The 18,443-nt window shown below is 41.1% G+C and carries 19 protein-coding genes; 11 read left to right on the top strand and 8 right to left on the bottom strand.

What is annotated here, in order from left to right; all coding sequences use genetic code 11:
- Positions 1 to 110 precede the first annotated feature (110 nt).
- A complete protein-coding gene (locus HC643_RS37245) occupies positions 111 to 1,463 on the top strand; it encodes an FAD-binding oxidoreductase (protein ID WP_038073076.1) in 1,353 nt (450 codons plus the stop codon).
- A 164-nt stretch (positions 1,464 to 1,627) separates the two neighbouring features.
- On the opposite strand, the gene HC643_RS37240 is transcribed toward HC643_RS37245, so the two are convergent.
- The 3 genes from HC643_RS37240 to ispE all read right to left on the bottom strand — a co-directional run bounded on the left by HC643_RS37240 (position 1,628) and on the right by ispE (position 3,842).
- Positions 1,628 to 2,392, bottom strand: a complete 765-nt coding sequence (locus HC643_RS37240; RefSeq protein ID WP_050045506.1) for a pentapeptide repeat-containing protein — start codon at positions 2,390 to 2,392, stop codon at positions 1,628 to 1,630.
- A 139-nt stretch (positions 2,393 to 2,531) separates the two neighbouring features.
- The gene (locus tag HC643_RS37235) at positions 2,532 to 2,852 is read right to left on the bottom strand and encodes a DUF3082 domain-containing protein (protein ID WP_038073078.1); all 321 of its coding nucleotides are present in this window, start codon (positions 2,850 to 2,852) and stop codon (positions 2,532 to 2,534) included.
- 39 nt (positions 2,853 to 2,891) lie between these two features.
- Complete coding sequence (gene ispE / locus HC643_RS37230; protein ID WP_038073080.1) at positions 2,892 to 3,842, bottom strand: 4-(cytidine 5'-diphospho)-2-C-methyl-D-erythritol kinase; 951 nt, start codon at positions 3,840 to 3,842, stop codon at positions 2,892 to 2,894.
- Between the two features lie 240 nt (positions 3,843 to 4,082).
- On the opposite strand from ispE, the gene HC643_RS37225 reads away from it, so the two are divergent.
- The 3 genes from HC643_RS37225 to HC643_RS37215 all read left to right on the top strand — a co-directional run bounded on the left by HC643_RS37225 (position 4,083) and on the right by HC643_RS37215 (position 6,138).
- Positions 4,083 to 4,334 carry a hypothetical protein gene (locus HC643_RS37225; protein ID WP_038073082.1) on the top strand — a complete coding sequence of 84 codons (252 nt, stop codon included), beginning with the start codon at positions 4,083 to 4,085 and terminating at the stop codon, positions 4,332 to 4,334.
- Between the two features lie 163 nt (positions 4,335 to 4,497).
- Entirely contained in the window at positions 4,498 to 5,562 is a 1,065-nt protein-coding gene (locus tag HC643_RS37220; protein WP_038073084.1) for a serine hydrolase, read from the top strand.
- A gap of 198 nt (positions 5,563 to 5,760) precedes the next feature.
- Complete coding sequence (locus tag HC643_RS37215) at positions 5,761 to 6,138, top strand: endonuclease domain-containing protein (RefSeq protein WP_038073189.1); 378 nt, start codon at positions 5,761 to 5,763, stop codon at positions 6,136 to 6,138.
- Positions 6,139 to 6,260: 122 nt separating this feature from the next.
- Here HC643_RS37215 and rsmA read toward each other — a convergent pair whose 3' ends face one another.
- Entirely contained in the window at positions 6,261 to 7,109 is an 849-nt protein-coding gene (gene rsmA / locus HC643_RS37210) for a 16S rRNA (adenine(1518)-N(6)/adenine(1519)-N(6))-dimethyltransferase RsmA (RefSeq protein ID WP_038073086.1), read from the bottom strand.
- Between the two features lie 59 nt (positions 7,110 to 7,168).
- Positions 7,169 to 7,831 (bottom strand): bifunctional 4-hydroxy-2-oxoglutarate aldolase/2-dehydro-3-deoxy-phosphogluconate aldolase, encoded by a 663-nt coding sequence (locus HC643_RS37205; protein ID WP_038073088.1) that lies wholly within the window; start codon positions 7,829 to 7,831, stop codon positions 7,169 to 7,171.
- A 297-nt stretch (positions 7,832 to 8,128) separates the two neighbouring features.
- Between HC643_RS37205 and HC643_RS37200 the strand changes: the two genes are divergently transcribed.
- The 3 genes from HC643_RS37200 (at position 8,129) to HC643_RS37190 (ending at position 11,190) form a co-directional block, all read left to right on the top strand.
- A complete protein-coding gene (locus tag HC643_RS37200; RefSeq protein WP_038073090.1) occupies positions 8,129 to 8,971 on the top strand; it encodes a DUF2382 domain-containing protein in 843 nt (280 codons plus the stop codon).
- Positions 8,972 to 9,232: 261 nt separating this feature from the next.
- Positions 9,233 to 10,195, top strand: a complete 963-nt coding sequence (locus HC643_RS37195; protein ID WP_038073092.1) for a DUF2382 domain-containing protein — start codon at positions 9,233 to 9,235, stop codon at positions 10,193 to 10,195.
- Positions 10,196 to 10,317: 122 nt separating this feature from the next.
- Entirely contained in the window at positions 10,318 to 11,190 is an 873-nt protein-coding gene (locus HC643_RS37190) for a DUF2382 domain-containing protein (protein ID WP_050045507.1), read from the top strand.
- A gap of 110 nt (positions 11,191 to 11,300) precedes the next feature.
- Here the strand turns inward: HC643_RS37190 and HC643_RS37185 are convergent, their stop codons facing one another.
- On the bottom strand, positions 11,301 to 13,211 hold the full coding sequence (locus HC643_RS37185) for an ATP-binding protein (RefSeq protein ID WP_038073194.1): 1,911 nt from the start codon (positions 13,209 to 13,211) through the stop codon (positions 11,301 to 11,303).
- 416 nt (positions 13,212 to 13,627) lie between these two features.
- Here HC643_RS37185 and HC643_RS37180 point away from each other — a divergent pair, with 416 nt between their 5' ends.
- On the top strand, positions 13,628 to 13,843 hold the full coding sequence (locus tag HC643_RS37180; RefSeq protein WP_038073094.1) for a hypothetical protein: 216 nt from the start codon (positions 13,628 to 13,630) through the stop codon (positions 13,841 to 13,843).
- A gap of 202 nt (positions 13,844 to 14,045) precedes the next feature.
- Here HC643_RS37180 and HC643_RS37175 read toward each other — a convergent pair whose 3' ends face one another.
- Positions 14,046 to 14,609, bottom strand: a complete 564-nt coding sequence (locus HC643_RS37175) for a tetratricopeptide repeat protein (RefSeq protein ID WP_038073097.1) — start codon at positions 14,607 to 14,609, stop codon at positions 14,046 to 14,048.
- A 133-nt stretch (positions 14,610 to 14,742) separates the two neighbouring features.
- Here HC643_RS37175 and HC643_RS37170 point away from each other — a divergent pair, with 133 nt between their 5' ends.
- The 3 genes from HC643_RS37170 to HC643_RS37160 all read left to right on the top strand — a co-directional run bounded on the left by HC643_RS37170 (position 14,743) and on the right by HC643_RS37160 (position 18,062).
- Entirely contained in the window at positions 14,743 to 15,093 is a 351-nt protein-coding gene (locus HC643_RS37170) for a hypothetical protein (protein WP_137986200.1), read from the top strand.
- 313 nt (positions 15,094 to 15,406) lie between these two features.
- Positions 15,407 to 16,261, top strand: coding sequence for a cyanophycinase (locus HC643_RS37165; RefSeq protein ID WP_038073102.1), 855 nt, complete (start codon positions 15,407 to 15,409; stop codon positions 16,259 to 16,261).
- 118 nt (positions 16,262 to 16,379) lie between these two features.
- Complete coding sequence (locus HC643_RS37160) at positions 16,380 to 18,062, top strand: alpha-amylase family glycosyl hydrolase (protein ID WP_038073103.1); 1,683 nt, start codon at positions 16,380 to 16,382, stop codon at positions 18,060 to 18,062.
- Here HC643_RS37160 and HC643_RS37155 read toward each other — a convergent pair.
- Positions 18,059 to 18,346 carry a Mo-dependent nitrogenase C-terminal domain-containing protein gene (locus HC643_RS37155; RefSeq protein ID WP_050045508.1) on the bottom strand — a complete coding sequence of 96 codons (288 nt, stop codon included), beginning with the start codon at positions 18,344 to 18,346 and terminating at the stop codon, positions 18,059 to 18,061. The two genes, HC643_RS37160 and HC643_RS37155, sit on opposite strands and share 4 nt — an antisense overlap.
- Between the last annotated feature and the right edge of the window lie 97 nt (positions 18,347 to 18,443).

Raw genomic sequence — 18,443 nt, 5'->3', positions numbered from 1 at the left:
TGTCGTGGGTGGGAGAAGAAATGCCCAGTAACCAATTTAGAATTTAACGAAAAGCTGTATCCTAATCTTGACAGCCTTGGCGACTCATTGGTTACAGAATTCATATAATTATGACAACACCCACAAAATCTTTTGACATAAATGCTCTGATTACCTCTTTAGAAGGTATTGAACTCATTACTGATTCCCATCAAGTAGCAAAGTTATCTCAAGATTACCATACCTTTAGCCCGGTACTTGTACCCAAACTAGAGGGGAAAGTAGGCGATCTTGTGGTGCGTCCTGTCAATGAAGAAGAGGTATTAAAAGTTGCAGCAGCTTGTGTCAAACATCGCGTTCCCGTAACGGTGCGCGGTGCGGGAACAGGAAATTACGGGCAATGCGTTCCCCTACAGGGTGGCGTTATTCTAGATATGACCCGAATGCACGAAGTACTTTGGATAAAACCGGGAATAGCACGCGTGCAAGCTGGGGTAAAGTTAGCAGCATTGGACAAACAAGCACGAGAAATCGGTTGGGAGATGCGAATGGCACCTTCTACATACCGCACGGCGACAATAGGTGGATTTATTGCTGGGGGTAGTGGGGGAATTGGTTCGATACAGTACGGTTTTTTGGGAGACAGGGGTAATCTTCAAGCTTTAAGAGTTGTCACTTTAGAAGACGAACCACGAGCAATGGAATTGCGCGGTGATGACGTACAAAAGGTAAATCATGCATGGGGCATTAATGGTATTATTACTGAGTTGGAAATTCCTTTGGCTCCAGCGTACCCCTGGGTGGAAGTCATTGTGACTTTCGATGAATTCATGCAAGCTGCAAGATTCGGTCAATCCCTAGCTGAGGCTGAAGGGATGATTAAGAAAGAAATTGCTGTTTTTGCATCTCAAATCCCTCCTTATTTCACAGCTATTAAAGAGCATATTCCTGATGGTCAGCACGTTGCTTTGTTAATTGTTTCCCAATCTAGTTTTGAATTACTGCCGGGATTGGTACGGCAGTTTAACGGTAAAATAACGTATCAAAAATTAGCATCAGAGGCAGGTAAGGGGGTTAATTTAGGGGAGTTTACCTGGAATCACACCACATTACACGCTCGGACTGTGGATACTTCTATAACTTATTTGCAAAGTGTTTTCCCTGCCGATAATCTGCAAGTGGTCGAGCATATGTATCATCATTTTGGCGATGAAGTCACTATGCATTTGGAATTTATTCGCCAACACGGTCGTGTCGTTCCTGGTGCTTTGCAACTTGTACGTTTTACAACAGAGGAACGTCTCAACGAAATTATCCGCTATCACGAAGAACAAGGGGTGTTTATTGCTAATCCCCATACTTATATTATTGAGGATGGTGGGAGAAAAGCGATCGATCCAGAACAATTAAAGTTTAAGGAAATGGTCGATCCTCACGGGTTGATGAATCCCGGTAAGAGCAGAGCATTAAATGTTGGTGGCTAATCTCCCCCAACAAAAATTCTGATAATTATGTGCTCGGATATATAGCAATCTTATTTGAGAGCCGGACAAGGGGGACAAGGAAGAGGTGTTTGTTACTGCTACACGTTTTGCACGCACCTCCACTCTCTTCTCAAGAAGTTATCCAATGGCAGGAGTATGGAAACTTAATTTACGGCGATGGGCAAGATGAATTCGAGACCCGTTGGGTGTAAACATGTTCCATTCAAGTTGGCGTTACTAAAATTAGCTTTTCTATCATTCAGATAACTGAGGTCATAAATTCCTAATTTCTCAAAATCAGGTGAACCAAGCAACTTTGCATGGCTGAGGTTTGCGTATGTGAGATTGGCATTGCTAAAATTGGCTCCTCTTAAGTCAGCATAGCTGAGGTCAGCTCCAAAAAGATTGGCTCCCTTCAAATCAGCTGCACAAAGATCTGCCCCAGAAAGATTTGCTCCATGAAGGTTGGCATCGTTAAGATCCGCAAATCGCAAACTTGCGTGATGGAGATTCGCATGGCTGAGGTTAACTCCACTTAAACTTGCTCGAAACAAAAGACCGTGATAGAGGACGCATACCCCCAGGTCTGCTCTTGCGAGGTTTGCTCCACTTAAATTAGCTCCGTGAAACTCTACTGATGCTAAAAATAGCCCATCACTGAGGTCAGCGTAGCTCAGGTTGGCTCCACTTAAGTCTGCAATGCTAAAATCAACACCACTTAAGTCCGCGCTGTGAAAGTTCGCATTTCGCAGTTCGGCTTCGTAAATTTTGACTCCTTGAAGATTTGCATAACTGAAGTTTATACCATCTAAGATAGTCGAAATTTCTATATGACTTAAATCTGGTTTAACTTCAGGATTTTTGTCCCTCCATTGGTTCCAAGCTTGGATACCGGACGAAATCAAAGCTAACAATTCGCGACTTCCCATTACAAGTTTACGTTAAGCTTCTTTAAAGATAAAATATGAAAAATTTACACCTTTTTGGTAGAACGCAAAACAAATCCCTGTTTATCGTTAATAGCTTCAATTCCTTCTGCTTTGATTTCGGTTTCAAAAGCTTACCAGTTTAATTTTGTTTTCCTGTTTGCTTTTGAACAACCAGTTGCACTGCTAATGCCAACAAACCTATTGTGACTATGCCAAAGACTCCAGTACCTAAAGCTGTAACACCTATAACCAAAGTCCTGACAGCAGAAGCAATATTTGCTGCTAATTGGCTATTTGATGCAATGGGTTTATTGGCATAGGTTGTCACTATGCCAATCATGAGAGAGTACAATCCATAAGTTAATGCCCCGGAAATCACAGCTCCTATTATGCAGCGTAAAGGATTTGTAGGTACTTGCGCTTGAGAGTCTGTTGGTTGCGCGATCTTTTGGTCTGCCATAATTTAGTGGTAAGTTATTACTTATCAGTGTAGCCGCACTTAACGATTAACCGTGAATTGTACTCCATGTGTAATGGTTTGAGTAACGAATAATTCTAAATCCTTGTCAGGAATAGTTTCTCGAACACGAGTTTTAACTTGTTCTGCTTGCTCTTGAGATTCACAAATCCCAAATACGCTCGGTCCCGAACCAGACATCATCGTTCCTAAAACACCTGCTGCTGCAAATGTTTCTCGCAGTTGCAAGACTTGCGGGTATTCTGGTAACACCACACGCTCTAGATCGTTGTGCAGCTTTTGGGCAATTTCTTTTGGGTCTCTATTTACTATAGCTTTGACTATCGATCCAGAATGAACTGCTGCAGCGCGAGCTACCAAGCTTTCTGTATCTCTCAGATATGTATCCCCAAATTGCTGTCTGTAGGTTTTGTATGCCCAAGCGGTAGAAACTTCTAAACTGCGGTATTTGCCCAATACTATATATATATTGTCTAAAGCATTAAGCGGCGAAAGCTGCTCACCTCTACCTGTCGCGATCGCAGTTCCACCTCCCACGCAAAATGGTACATCTGAACCCAGTAGAGAGCCAAGCTGCTCTAATTCTGTGCTAGTTAGACCTAAATTCCACAGCAAATCTATTCCTACCAATACAGCTGCTGCATTCGCCGATCCTCCTGCTAACCCTGCGGCTATAGGGATGCGCTTGTTAATATTAATGTCCACACCGCCATATTTTGCATAAGCATCTGGAAATTTTACCGTCATGAGTTCGGCAGCACGGTATGCTAAATTACCTCTGTCTGTTGGTAAATCTGGTTGGTTGCAGTGAAGGCGGATGGTGTCAATACTCCCTGCTTGTAAATGAATTTCATCTGCTAAGCCAATACTTTGGAGTATCATAACTAACTCGTGATACCCGTCGGAGCGATCGCCAATAATTTCTAGATATAAGTTGATTTTGGCAGGAGCTATTAAGGTGTAACTACGCATAGGTAAAGTTAAGAGCGAGGAGTTAGGAGTCGCTTTTCTGCATGGGTAAATAACAAAACCATTATGTCAGGCATTTGCCTTTTTAGACCAAATGCAAATTATTTCTTGACACTTCACCTTGTTTAGTTTTATTATTACAACTGCCTTAAGAATGAAAAATTTACTTTTTTTGTTGGTAACTGCGATCGCAGTTCAAGTTTACAAATAAGAGTATTAACAATTAGCGATCTTGGAAAATTAATGACTCCTTACTTTTTCAAGCTAGCCCAAGAAAACGAGAATCTTTATCATAACGAGCTGCTCAAGTATGGTGTAGAACACAACTTAGCCGCCTTAGCAGCTAAGATTCTGGCATCTGACAAACCCAACGAACTCCTGAGTTCAGAGGAGCTACAAGTGCTTACAGAAGCTTGCGAACATTGGTCAACACAGTATTTATACCGAAATGGGGGTATGGGAGAAAATCGGCGTTTAAGTCAGGATTTTTGGTAGTCTGAGAGAGTTTCCTCTACGAGGAGAGACAATGCCATCGAAAATGAGTTAACTGTAAAGGTTTCAAGAAGTTTTTTGCTCGATCTTGACAACCGGAGTGGTTGGTGAATAAGATGCAAAACATTTCTATCGAGATTTACGGTTCACACCTCCTAGCACACTAATGAAACTGCACTGGTTCGTATTAAGCCTCACATCTATTGTATTGTTATCTTCTCCAGCAAAAGCAACTCCATCACAATCAGCGTATAGTAACCAATCAAGAGCGATCGCGCAGAGTAAATACTCCAATAGCATTGCGGATAACAATTCTTCAAAAGAATTAGATCGTTTACCGGAAATTGAATTTATTGCGCCAAAACCTGAAACTGATTCTGTAAATTCAGGCGATCGTGATTCATTTGCCGAAATTGTTCCTACAGGCAAAGAAATGTCACCGCTTAATTCTCAAATTCAAGCTTTAATGGCTCGTTACAGTTTTCTCCTCCCAGGAATGTTTTTTTTGGATTTGCAGTCTGGTGATTATTTAAATATTAATGGAGATAAAGCATTTCCAGCAGCTAGCACCATTAAATTCCCCATTTTGATAGCATTATTTCAGGAAATAGAAGCCGGTAGAGTGCGTTTTGATGAATCTTTGGTGATGCGACGGGACTTAGTTGCTGGTGGTTCGGGAGATATGCAAAGTCAATCTGTTGGCAGTCGATTTAGCGTCTTGCAAACTGCAACTAAGATGATGACTATCAGTGATAATACCGCCACAAATATGATTATTGACCGTTTGGGTGGTAAGGCGGTATTAAATCAGCGTTTTCAGAGTTGGGGATTGAAAAATACCACAATTCGCAATCTTCTAGCAGACGTTAACGGAACTAATACTACCAGTGCAAAAGACTTAGTGAGATTATCTGCGCTAGTTACCAACGACAAATTAATTAATAACACCAGTCGTTCTCAAGTTTTGCAAATAATGCGTCAATGCCACAACCAAAGTATGCTACCTTCTGGTTTGGGTTCGGGTGCTATCATTGCCCATAAAACTGGAACGCTGAGATTTGTGCTTGGAGACGCGGGAATTATTCAAACACCAAACGGAAAAATATACTTGGCAGGAATTTTGGTCAAAAGACCCAATCATGACTCCAGAGCAACAGAATTTATTCGTCAAGTTTCCCGATTTTTGTATGATTACGAGAATACTGCACAATTAACAGGTTTTCAACGGTAATCACCCAACCGATGATTAGTACGCAGATAGGACTATGCAGCACAAAAACCTAATGTCTACGTAATTCCATTTCCCCCCTTTTTCAGGTATGGAATAGCGAGCACAAACCTGGTGCGCTCCTCATTGCTTGGGAGTACTAAATCTGAATGTGTACGTAATTCCATTTCCCCCCTTTCCAAGGGGGGTAGGGGGGATCAAATGACTTACAACCTCTGCAAAACAGATTTTAACTTGCCTTACAACCCACAACTTGTAACTAAAGCAAAGGAACTTCGCAAAAATCTCACTCCTGCTGAAAAAAAGCTTTGGCAAGGATATCTGAAAATGTTTCCATTTCGCGTGTTGCGTCAGCGCCCGATCGATCGCTTTATAGTTGATTTTTACTGTGCTGAGCTAAAACTGGTGATTGAGGTGGATGGAGAGAGTCATTTTACAGAAGAGAGTAGGTTGTACGATTTGGAGAGGACACAGATCTTGGGAGACTATGGCTTGAAGGTTCTTCGATTTACGAATGAGCAGGTGATGATGGAATTTGATGGTGTGTGTCAGCAGATTGAGGAGGAAATTCTGTTTTAAGAAGGAAAGGTGGTCACTATATGCAGGGGGATTTTTTGCTGATTGACACAGTGGTTTTCGATCCCCCCAAACCCCCCTTGGAAAGGGGGGCTTTATGGTTACTTACTCCGTGGGAAAGCAGACTAAGCTTGGGTCGAACTAAGGTTTATTTTATTTGCTAATGTTACCCATTGTCCGACACTCAGTTCTTCTGCTCGAACTTGGGGATTTACGTTTAATTCTTCTAGTAACTTAGTCAAGTCATCGCGTTCCACAACTGATTGCAAATTATTTCGTAACATTTTGCGCTTTGCTCCAAAGCCCAACTTAACCAGCATTTCTAACTGTCGTGCATCCAAGGCTTGTGGTTCAAATTTACGGGGAACCAAGCGCACAACGGCTGAATCTACTTTTGGTGGTGGGTAAAACGCTCCCGCCGGAACCGTACAAATTAACTCGCATTCTGCCAAATACTGGACTCTTACAGTCAGTGCTCCAAAAGCTTTCGAGCCGGCTTTTGCTGTCAGTCGTTCTGCAACTTCTTTTTGTACCAGTAGCACGATTAAATCATAGGGTTGGGGATTGGGGTTAGATATTGTACCCAGCAATTTCTCAATAATCGGTCCTGTAATATTGTAGGGAATGTTAGCAACGACTTTGTTTTGGTTTTGAAATGCCGGAGACGATTGAAGCAGGGGTAGTAGATTTAGTTCAAGAAAGTCCCCTTGTAGGAGTAAGAAATTTTCTTTGTTTCCAAGTTCCTTGACCAAGCGCTTGCACAAGTCACGATCGATCTCCACCGCTAATAAGGATTGTACTTCTGGCAACAGGCGGCGAGTGAGCACACCTGTTCCCGGACCAATTTCCAAAACGCGATCGCAATTTTGGAGTTGTGCAGCCCGAACGATTTCGTTGAGGGCTTTATCACTTTTTAGCCAATGCTGGGCAAAGGACTTACGCGGAGCTAACTTCTGAAAATCTTTACCAACCATTTTTCTTAACTTTCTTAACACTTATTGAATTTTGGATTTTGGGCATTAGGCATTAAGTATTACTTATCTTCCTTGTCCACCTTGTCCCCAGTTCCCATTGTTTGCACTAAATTTTTTGCCAGTTGGGCAATCGCCTGCCAATTCCTTGACTCTACATACTTTTTAGGAAATAATTGACTGCTTAAACCAACTGCGATCGCTCCTGCTTGTAAAAAATCCTTAGCATTTTCTAGAGTAATACCACCTGTTGGAATTAGGGGTATATGACCCAAGGGACCTTGCAAACTTTTTATATATTGAACACCTCCGAGTGCTTCTACGGGAAATACTTTGACACAACTTGCACCATGAGCCCAAGCAGTAACGATTTCTGTAGGGGAAAGCGCTCCCGGTATGACTGGGACATCAACAGCAACCGCTGCTTGAATCATTGCTAAGTCAACGTGAGGAGTAAAGAGAAACTGTGCTCCTGCTGCAATAGCTTCTTGCATATGCTTGAGATTTAATAATGTACCAGTGCCGATCGTGCATTTAGGTAATTCTGCTTGTAATTGACCTATCAGTTCAGCAGCACGATGGCTATTCCAAGTAATTTCAATAAACTTAACTCCCTCAGATGCAACTGCTAAAGCCATCTGGTAACCCAATGAAATTTCTGGAGCACGGATAACTGCGATCGCTTTGTGTTCTTTAAGTTGTGATAGCCAAACTTGATTGGACATTTTTTGATAATTTTAGATGAATGATAAAACTAATTAGTCTTACTTATGAAATAAAATTTAATATACTTTCTTTCTAGAGACTGATGTTGTATTTTTCGTAAAAAAGCTAGCATAGCACTCTTTTCTCAGTTTGAAAATAAATGTTGAGCGCTCAAAAATTAGTAATAATCAATTCTTAGAAATTCATAACCTTTGACTGCTAAATCGTCAGTTAAATTAAGTCGTCAGCAAGAGGGAAATTTTTTTATTCAATTTTACTCTACTACTAAGACGTTCTTAATAGTACAGAAAAATACCATGCCTCTTTACAAGATTGCAGACTTCGATCCAAACTACAGAGAGACTTTTGGTGGCGATGATGTTAAAGCTTTAGATCTCTATACCCAAGGTGGAAAGAGAATTGGCTCTGTTGATGATGTGTTGGTAGATGGTGAAGGTCGTTTTCGCTATCTCGTTATAGATAGCGCTTATGATTCTTCTAATAAAAAGATTCTACTACCAATTGGTCTAGCTCACATTGACTACAACGCCAGACGCGTTTTTGTAGATGGACTGAGCAAAGAGCAAGTACAAAGCTTACCTGAATACAGATCCAATTTGACGGTTGATTACGATTACGAAGAACAAGTCCGTAAAGCTTATCGCCCTCTATCCAGTACTGCAACCCACAATCGCGATACTTACAACTACCAACAAGACTCCGCTTTGTACAATTTGAACAACCAACATCAAGAAACATTCAGATTGTATGAAGAACGGTTAATCGCCAACAAGAGCCGCGTTAAAACAGGAGAAGTTGCAGTTGGCAAACATATTGAAACTGAAACAGCAAGAGTTTCAGTACCAATTGAAAAAGAGCGAGTTGTGATTGAGCGCATCAATCCTACAGATGCAGGAAGAGCAGTCAATCCTAGCGAGTTACAGTTCCAAGAAGGAGAAGTTGCACGTATAGAAATCTACGAAGAAACACCCGAGATCCACAAAGAAGCCTTTGTGCGTGAGGAAGTTCGAGTTAAAAAAGTCGTAGATCGCGATACTGTAGAAGCACAAGAAACCATCCGTCGTGAAGAATTAGATATTCAGACAGAGGGAGATTTACTAACGAATACTTCCGAGAAAAAATTAAATGACCGGATTTAATTTAAGGGTTAGTTGTTAGTGGATAGTGGTTAGTCGTTAATAGTGTTACGTAATATCTAAAAATAACAAGTAACGACTAATCACTCACCAGTCTAACTAAGTCATAAAAGTGAGTAGATGGTGGGTATTCGTTGAGAGTTCGATCCAAGAAAAACTAACTAATAACAAGTCTAATTAAGTCATTCGTAGGAGAGAGGAATCATAGAAATTCTTCTTTTAACATGACTGAGTAAGAGAGAAAAATAGTTGGAGGGTAAAAATATGCCTCTTTATAAAGTTTCTGATTTCGATCCAAACTATAAAGACACATTTGGTGGCGATGACATCAAAGGAATGAGTGTCTATGAAGAAGGAAGCGACCAGAAAATTGGTACAGTTAACGATGTTTTAGTTGATGATGAAGGTCGTTTTCGCTACTTTGTTGTTGATTTAGGTTTTTGGATTTTTGGTAAGAAAGTATTGCTTCCTATTGGTCGCGCTCGCATCGATTACAATACAAATCGCGTGTACGCCGTAGGAATGACGAGAGAGCAAGCAGATAATTTGCCAGAGTTCAACGAACGTGACGCTATTGATTACGACTATGAAGAGCGTCTGCGTAACGTTTATCGCAGTCCTGTCGGTACTAAAACTCCTTTAGAAGCATCTGCTCCTCTAGAAACTTCGACTCCTTTGGAAGCATCTGCTCCTCTAGATGCTAATTATGCAGCTGGATCTGCAGCAAATCGAGTAGCAGCCTCAATCAATCAGCCTGCAACTACCGCTAACACCACTAGCTACGATCGCAATACATACCGTTACGATGCTGAGCCATCTTTGTATGGGATGAACGATCGCGATCATCAAACGCTGAGACTATACGAAGAACGATTGATTGCTAATAAGAGACGGATCAAGGCTGGTGAAGTCGCTATTGGCAAACACATTGAAACTGAAACAGCAAGAGTTGCAGTTCCAATAGAGAAAGAGAGAGTTATTGTTGAGCGGGTAACGCCAACAGATGCAGGTAGAGCAGTGAATCCTGGGGAAGCAAACTTCCGTGAAGGCGAAGTTGCTCGTATGGAAATCTACGAAGAAACTCCTGACATCCGTAAGGAAGCTGTCCTGCGCGAAGAAGTTCGAGTTAGAAAAGTTGTAGATCGGGATACTGTAGAAGAACAAGAGACAATTCGTCGCGAAGAACTAGACGTTAACGCTCCCGGTCTCCCAATTGATGAGCGCTAATCCCTTGTATTTTTCCCTCTAGTTGAACAAACTAGAACGGTCAGATCCCCGACTTCTTTTCAGAAGCTGGGGATCTTAAAGCCTGTTAAAGCAACCAATTCTTAATCTAATTAAGAAGAACAATGAATAAGACAATGCCTGGTATAGGTAATAAAGACACTAGCAAAATTGCCAGAATTAGTACTTTGCTGGAAAGCTTGCGCCAAAAAGTGCGTAAATTTACCATTATGGATAGGCAAAATCAGCTAGTAGGTGAAGTGCAAGATTTAATTATTGATGTCAATCGTCAAATTAGTTTTGTAGTTAATACAAATAGAAATTCAGACGAGAAATATCAAACTTTTTTACTAAGTAGTAAGTTAGTAGAGAAAATTGACTCTCAAATTAAATGTATTTTTTTAAAAGTTAAAAAAACAGAGATAAGATTATTGGAAAACCCTCTAGAGAAAAACAGCCAAATTAGTACAATGGAAGATAATTCAAATACTTTAGCAGGAAATACACAAGATACTTCAGTAATTTCAAATAGTATAGTCAATACAAATGATGGGAATATCTCTTCTGTAGAAGAGATAGTGCGGTTGCTTGGAGAACGCGTAATTGTAGACCGCAGTAAAAGAAAAGTTGGTGAAGTGATCGTTCGCAAGCAAGTAGAAACCCGGATGGTACAGGTACCTATTCGGAGTGAAAAATTGATTGTCGAGCAAGTAAGCCCGGAACGCAAACAACTTGCAGAAATAGATTTAAGCCAAGGAGATATCTCAGCTGATTTTGAGTTTGCTGACACGGATAGCTTGCATTCAACTGATAGTTTTGATGGGAGTTTAACCGTCAGTGGTGAATTTAGTTCTCCTAAAATCGCCAGTTTGCTTTTAAATGCGATCGCTCTTGAACGAAACCATGGCTGTAAGGCGGTAAGAGTCACTATCGTTGTAGAGGACGAAGAACATCAGAAAAACTATCAAGAATGGTTTTCCCGCACTTCAAAAAGTTAACGAGATTGACAACTTATAGTTGTAAAGCCTATACCTAACGGAGTTATCTTTAACAGTAGAGACATAGCTTGCTATGTCTCTACTTTTGTTATCTCTTTGTAATGCACGTATTACAAAACTGTGCCAATTTCCTTCAAATAAACCCGTGTAAACGGTTCATGTTCTCCCAAAGAGTATTCTTCAATCAATCCCTTGCGCCGGATGGAAATATTATCTCCTTTTCTAATAACCACAGTGGAGTCTTCAAAAACGTCCCGTGTCAGTACCGTCTCAGTTTCCGTGGGGTTATCGAGAACGACCATATTACTTCCGTAATAGAACATCCCTTCCTTCTCTAAAACGTCTTCTTTATACTCAGCAATCAGCAAATCAAGCTTGGGATTGCGTAGCAATGTTAGGAGGTTGGAGTTGTAATCTTTATTGAGAATTTTTTCCGAACGATTGACGAAAACCCCCTCCCGACAAACAGCACCGATTGTCCAGTCAGGATGTTGTAAAAGAATGTGGTCTATTGTTTCTTGAAGTTCCTGTACGGAGATGTTGTTAAAGGTAATTATGGGTATTCTGGCATCTATCCCTGACTTATAAAAAGTTTCTAGGATAGATGAAGGAACATCAACACTTTCTCCTATAGCAGGGTTAAGATGCATCAAAATCCCTGGCGCGGCGTTGATTTCTAAAATGGCAAAGTCGCCTGACTTCCAAGATTCGTTAAGATTTCGAGCAATCACATCGATCCCCAAGCAAATGAGTCGGAAGTGCTGGGCAATGTCTTGCGCCAAAATAATATTGTCTGGATGAATTTCACGCGTTGCATCAATGCTAACTCCTCCTGATGAGAGGTTAGCAACTTTACGAAGATAAACTTTACGGTCTTTCTCAAGGACACTGTCAAGTGACAAGCGCTGCTGGTCGAGGTACTGTTCCATAGCCTCATCACACTGAATTTTAGCCATTGCTGAGGTTGGAGTGTCCCACCGTCCGGGTTTTCGGTTTTCTTCTCGGATTAATTCTTCAATAGTTGAGTCACCGTCACCCACTACCCATGCAGGACGACGTTCCGTAGCAGCAACAAATCTACCATTGACACACAGCAGGCGAAAATCAGCACCTATAATGCTTTTTTCAACAATGATACGTGTCGATTCGTTTTCTGGAATTGCCTTGAGTGCGCGATCGAAAGCGGATTCTAGTTCGTATTCGTCTCGCACTTCTGCGGTGACTCCAATTCCTTTGTGACCGACGACTGGCTTCACTGCTACTGGATAACCAATCTCTCTAGCAACTGCAAGGGCTTCCTTTTCTGTTACAACAATATCTCCTTTAGGAACTGGGAATCCCAAAGTTCTTAAAAAAGCTTTACAGTCATCTTTACGGGTTGTGAAGTCGGAATCGACGTGGCTGTCGCTATCAAATGTTGTGGCTATACCCCGAACCTGTTTCTTGCCATATCCATACTGAGTAAGTCCTTCATCCCACAAGTAGAATGCAGGAATACCTTTATGGAAAGCTGTTCGCAGTAGAGTGTAGACTGTTGGTCCACCATAGACAGATTGCCGAAACCGCTTTTGAAGGCTTGAAATTTGTTCTTCAAAGGTAATTTCTTTGTCCCGAGTTATGGCTTCAAACCAATCCCAAACAAAGTAAACAACACCCCGTGTTGTGCGTTCGTGCAATGACTGCAAGCTAATCCTCGTAAAATCGGAATACGGTTTTATACCCCATCTGAAGAGGTGTAAATCCATTTGTAGCTTTCCAACTTCTGATAAAGTACGTGCAAACAGATGGGCATGGGAATCGTAGGTTTCGTTACCCAAATTTGGATAGCGATCGCTAATGACTGCAACATAATCCTCTACAGGCAGAGGTTCTGTAAATTGAGTCAAAGTAAAATCAAATACTAGTGCCCCTGTTTCTAAATAGGGATTCGGACCAACGTAATGCTTAAAGTTGAAAATATCGAACGCATCCGTCTTTCTTGCGTTAACGCGGATTGGCTCTGCAACTCTGTCTTGAACCATTGACTCTAGACCTTTGGCTAAACACCTGAGCTGGAGGTATATATGCTTTCTCCAGACTGAGTTACTATCTTGTAAATTGAATACTACTTGCGAAGCGATGGCAACAGGCCGCGCTACACCGTACACGTTACACTTGAGTTTTGGATCAAATGCTACGCTTATGCCTGCTTATTGTAACTCCAATATAATGACTTTTAGTTATCCTAAAGGCATAATCATTGAACAAGGGAACTAAGGAACACTCTAACAGGGAACAAATCTCAACAGGAATTAGGTTACAGTTCTATAGCCTAGTTCGTTATTTGTCCTTCACCAGACCGAGCCAAAAGATACAACTTTTGAAAGTAGTCGCAATCCCTTTGTATTTTTTATACTTGCTAAATCACTGTTTGTATAATTATAGGAGACGACAGACTATGATGAATACAGAAGTTGTTCTTAGAAATGAAGTTCAACACCTTGCAGAAGAAGCTTTTCACCACAAACTGATTTCTGGATACGGAGATGGTCCCAACAGTAACGAATACCAAATCGTTTTTCAGGGAAAGCCCAGACACTTTTCTTTAGAAGAGGCTCGCTCTTTTCTGTGTGAATTGCTTTTTGATATTGACAGATCGGTTCTGAATTCCTAAAGAGAGTGCTGTAAACTCAAGTGAAGGCGATCGCGCAGCCACTGACCCGAATTGGTAATAACTCAAAACTTTTTAAGAAAATCTTTTTCCACATAGCTTTAAAGCATTGTCTCATCTTCAGTTACTGGTGGGTAGCTCACAAAAAAACCCACCCTCCCCCCCCGCCCCCTCTCGGTCAACAGTTTACCTACTTACCTACTAGTTAACCTGCGCTTAAACTACGACGATTGACAGCGTCGAGCGCAAACTGAGTTGACTCGATCGAAGACCGATCGCCTTTACTGTTGCGAAGAGACAGGGCTTGTTCAAAAAAACCCCGTGCTGCTTCATACTGGTGTCGATCAAATTTGCATTTCCCCATATGTTGATATGCAAAATCAAGATAGAATGTTAAGTCAGAATCGCACTGGCAAAGAGCAATCGTTTCATACAATAATTGCTCGCTAATCGCGTAGTCCTTCTGCCATTGATAAACATGAGCTAACCGAATCATATTCGCAGTTCTCAACTGTTTAGAACCAACCAATTCTGATAGCTCAACAGCTGAAGTTAGAGCTTGCTGGGCAACCGCAAAGTCTTTCAATATGCGGGAATAAACACCAATTAATCCAAGAAGCTGAATTTGGCTCTTTATTTCAATTGCATTATCCTTAAGTTGGGATTGCAGAAATTTCAATGCTTGTTGCATTTCAGTAGGATTGTTTGGAACCTCACGTAAATCATCATCAAAATGAAATGACACGTCAAAGGGAATAGAGATCGTCATTTCTCAACCCGCTCGATAAAGTTTACCCATCCAGTGCTGTCTTCATAATCACCCAAGTCGGTGACCTTACAGGATGAAGACAGATCTCCCGTAACTCTCTATTATGGAACTGATTCACTTCAGAGGTTAGCTTGTGTTTGAGCAACGATTCCTACGCCTAGATGGGTTTACTAAAGCAGAACGGATTCAGATGACTGCTCGTGTGAGTGAGGCGATTAACCAAGCAGGTGCTTGGGTGACTGACTTCCACCTGTACTCGAACGTCTTAATCTGCATCAACTTTGAGGTGCCAAGCGGTAACTTGGAAAAACTCGCTGCATCTTTGCAAGAGACAGGTTTGCATTTGAGCCAAGAGAGCTTCGAGCAACTTATACCTGCTAATGACTCGGCACTGAAAGAGAAACAGTTAGTAGGGACATTGCAAATTACATTTGTACATAACGAACCCGACTTGCTCCGAGAAGTACCTGCAGTGCCGGGGTAAAAGCTAGGGCGATCGCTCTCAAGTTCTTCTTTTTAAAGTGTCGGTAGAAGAAATTTCAAGACGAATTCCAAATTTTACCTCAGTAGAACTGAAGTGCGATTCGTTCTTTAAAAATGAGTAGTAATGCTCAGATATAGCCGAACAGGAAAGAGCCGCATTCATTTATCTTAATAAAAGATTTACAAAATTAAAACTACTTTGTTCTCTACAATAATACAGATTTATTTTTTGTATTGTAATCTACCAAACGGGTGTTCTCTTACGATTGATAGCCATGTTTTATTAAAAATAATAACTTTTATGAGGTGGCTATATGGTAGCTAGTGAAATTAAAAGACAGTTAGTCATTATTGGAGGTGCCGAAGACAAAGAAGGAGATTGTCAAATTCTTCGGGAGTTCGTTCGTCGTGCTGGGGGTACAAAAGCCAGAATTGTTATTATGACCGCAGCAACAGAGCTGCCTAGAGAAGTTGGAGAAAATTATATTAGAGTCTTTGAACGTCTCGGAGCCGAGAATGTTCGTATAGTTGATACGGAAACTCGCAGTGATGCTTCTTCATCGACAGCGTTAGAAGCAGTTAATGAAGCGACTGGTATATTTTTTACAGGAGGAGATCAAGCTCGAATCACGAGTGTCCTGAAAGACACCGATCTTGATAAAGCTATTCACAACCGTTACTCCGAAGGAATAGTGGTAGGCGGAACTAGTGCGGGTGCTGCAGTTATGCCCGACGTGATGATTGTAGAGGGTGACTCAGAAACAAATCCTCGAATGGAAATTGTAGAGATGGGTCCTGGGATGGCTTTTTTACCAGGAGTGGTTATAGACCAGCACTTCTCACAACGCGGACGGTTGGGGCGTTTAATTGCTGCTTTAGCTCAGCAGCCGGCTGTTTTGGGATTTGGGATTGACGAGAATACAGCCATTATAGTAACCGATAACCAATTTGAAGTGGTTGGAGAAGGTTGTATCACAGTTGTTGATGACTCATCAGTCATGCACAGCAATGTTGGTGAGATTTTGAAGGATGAACCCTTAGCCATTTGTGGAGCAAGGCTTCATATCCTACCAAACGGATATAAATTTGACTTAAAAACTCGCAAGCCTATCCTAGATAATTACTCCGTGACAAATACTCCTACACCAATTGTTACACCAGCTGCTTAGAAAATTCTTTAAATGGTAACTGGGGACCAGGGAGACAAGGGAGAAAATTCTACCTTGTCTGTACCAATCCCCATTCCTCCATCTCCCCATCTCTCAATTTCTAAATAACAAGTCCTAAATGACAAGTGCAATCAAATTTGAACTATTTGCTCCCCGCAATAATGGTGTTGCTCTGATTGGTTCTTTCTCCGACTGGAAAGAGATACCAATGGAAAAGTGTGAAGATGGTTATTTCCGCACTCACGCAGAACTCAAAGATGGAGTATATCAGTATAAATTTCGCGTACAAACAAAGAGCCCGCAATTTGAACCAGATCGGTGGGTGGATGTTATCGATCCTTACGCAACAGATGTTGATGAAGACAGAAAAGTTAGTATAGTTCGGATCGCAGGTGGGAAAAAAATTGTTGATACTTATATTTGGCAACACGATCGCACGCCATTACCTAGCAATTGTGAATTAGTGATATATGAAATGCACGTTGCGGATTTCACTGGTGGTGAAGTTGACCGATACAAACGTGGAAAATATATAGATGCTATTGAGAAGTTAGATTATCTTAGCGAATTGGGAATCAATGCGATCGAATTAATGCCAGTGAATGAATATCCGGGTGACTATAGCTGGGGGTACAAAGTCCGCCATTACTTCGCTACAGAATCTAGCTATGGTTCAACGGAAGATTTAAAGCGCTTTATTGATGAGTGTCATGGTAGAGGGATTCGAGTTTTTATGGATGGAATTTACAACCATACGGATGAAGAATGTCCTCTGATGTTAATTGACCGAAATTATTGGTATTACGAACACATGCATTATCCGGAAGATCCAGGTAACTACTGGGGACCGGAGTTTAATTATAACAACTACGATGAACGGTTAGACGTTAAGCCCGCTTGGAAGTACGTTGGAGATGTCGTAAAATATTGGGTTCAAGAATATCACATTGATGGAATTCGTTTTGATGCTGTGCGACAATTGGCTAACGATGAATTTCTGACTTGGCTAGCTCAACAATCCAAACAAAATACAGCACCCAAACCATTTTTCAATATAGCCGAACATATTCCTGACACCAGTAAAATCACCACTCCTGAAGGTCCGTTGGATTCTTGCTGGCATGAAAGTTTCCGCTATTTTGTTTTACCACATATAACTGGGGAAATGTTTGAACCAGACAAGCTGAAGGAGATCTTAGATCCGAGGCGACAGGGTTATGCAGCAGCAACAAACGTTATAAATTATTTAGCAACTCACGATCGCGAACACTTATTGAGAGAATTGGGCGATCGCGGTATCTTTGATGAAGATGCATTTAAAAGAGCCAAGTTAGCAGCTGTACTACTTATGACAGCCATGGGTATTCCCATGCTGTGGATGGGTGAAGAGTTTGGAGAACACAAGCGTAAAAGTGAAAATGTCAATCAACCTAAAAAGATAGCATGGGCATTGATAGAGAGAGAGCAAAATCGCGATTTATTTGAGTACTATAAAAAACTGATTGCCTTACGCAAACAAAATACTGCTTTGCAGAATAACAATATAGAATTTTTCCATGAAAATCGAGAGGCAAAAGTTTTGGCATATGTTCGTTGGAACGAACAGGGTGAGCGTGTTGTCGTTGCTGCAAATTTCTCAGATCAAAATTATGATGATTATCTAGTTCCTAACTTTCCCTGTGATGGAAAATGGCACGAGTGGATAGATGGTAATAATATTGAAGCTAGCGATCGTCAAATTATACTCAACCTTGAAGCATATCAAGCAAAAGTCTTAGTACAGCAATCTACGCCCAGTTAACAATATACGGTAACATCTTCTCCGCATACATCTGCAAGATAAACTAAAGACTTAAACCGAAGCATGACTAATTGTTCGTAGAAAGGATTTAGCTTGCACAGAGGTGGAATATATAAGATGGTGCGATTAAAGAGTGTCAATTTGCGTTCAAAGGGACACTGGGCTGGAATAGTCTTGCACAGGCGTTGAGCAACTTTACAGTCATTAATTTCTATAGAGTCGAGCCATTGGCGTATTGATTGAATAGGATGAAAACCGAAATGACGTGAATTGTTTAATAGCATAATGGTTAGTGGTTAGCGATCGGTTGTTAATAATTAATAGCTAATAGTTAGTAGTGTGGTTGGGTGGGCAATGCCCACCTCATGCATTAGCGTGCTA

The organism is Tolypothrix bouteillei VB521301 (assembly GCF_000760695.4).
Classification (GTDB): Bacteria; Cyanobacteriota; Cyanobacteriia; order Cyanobacteriales; family Nostocaceae; genus Scytonema; species Scytonema bouteillei_A.
The sequence above is the reverse complement of the archived record's forward strand: the minus strand, read 5'-3'. Positions and strand labels throughout refer to the sequence as shown.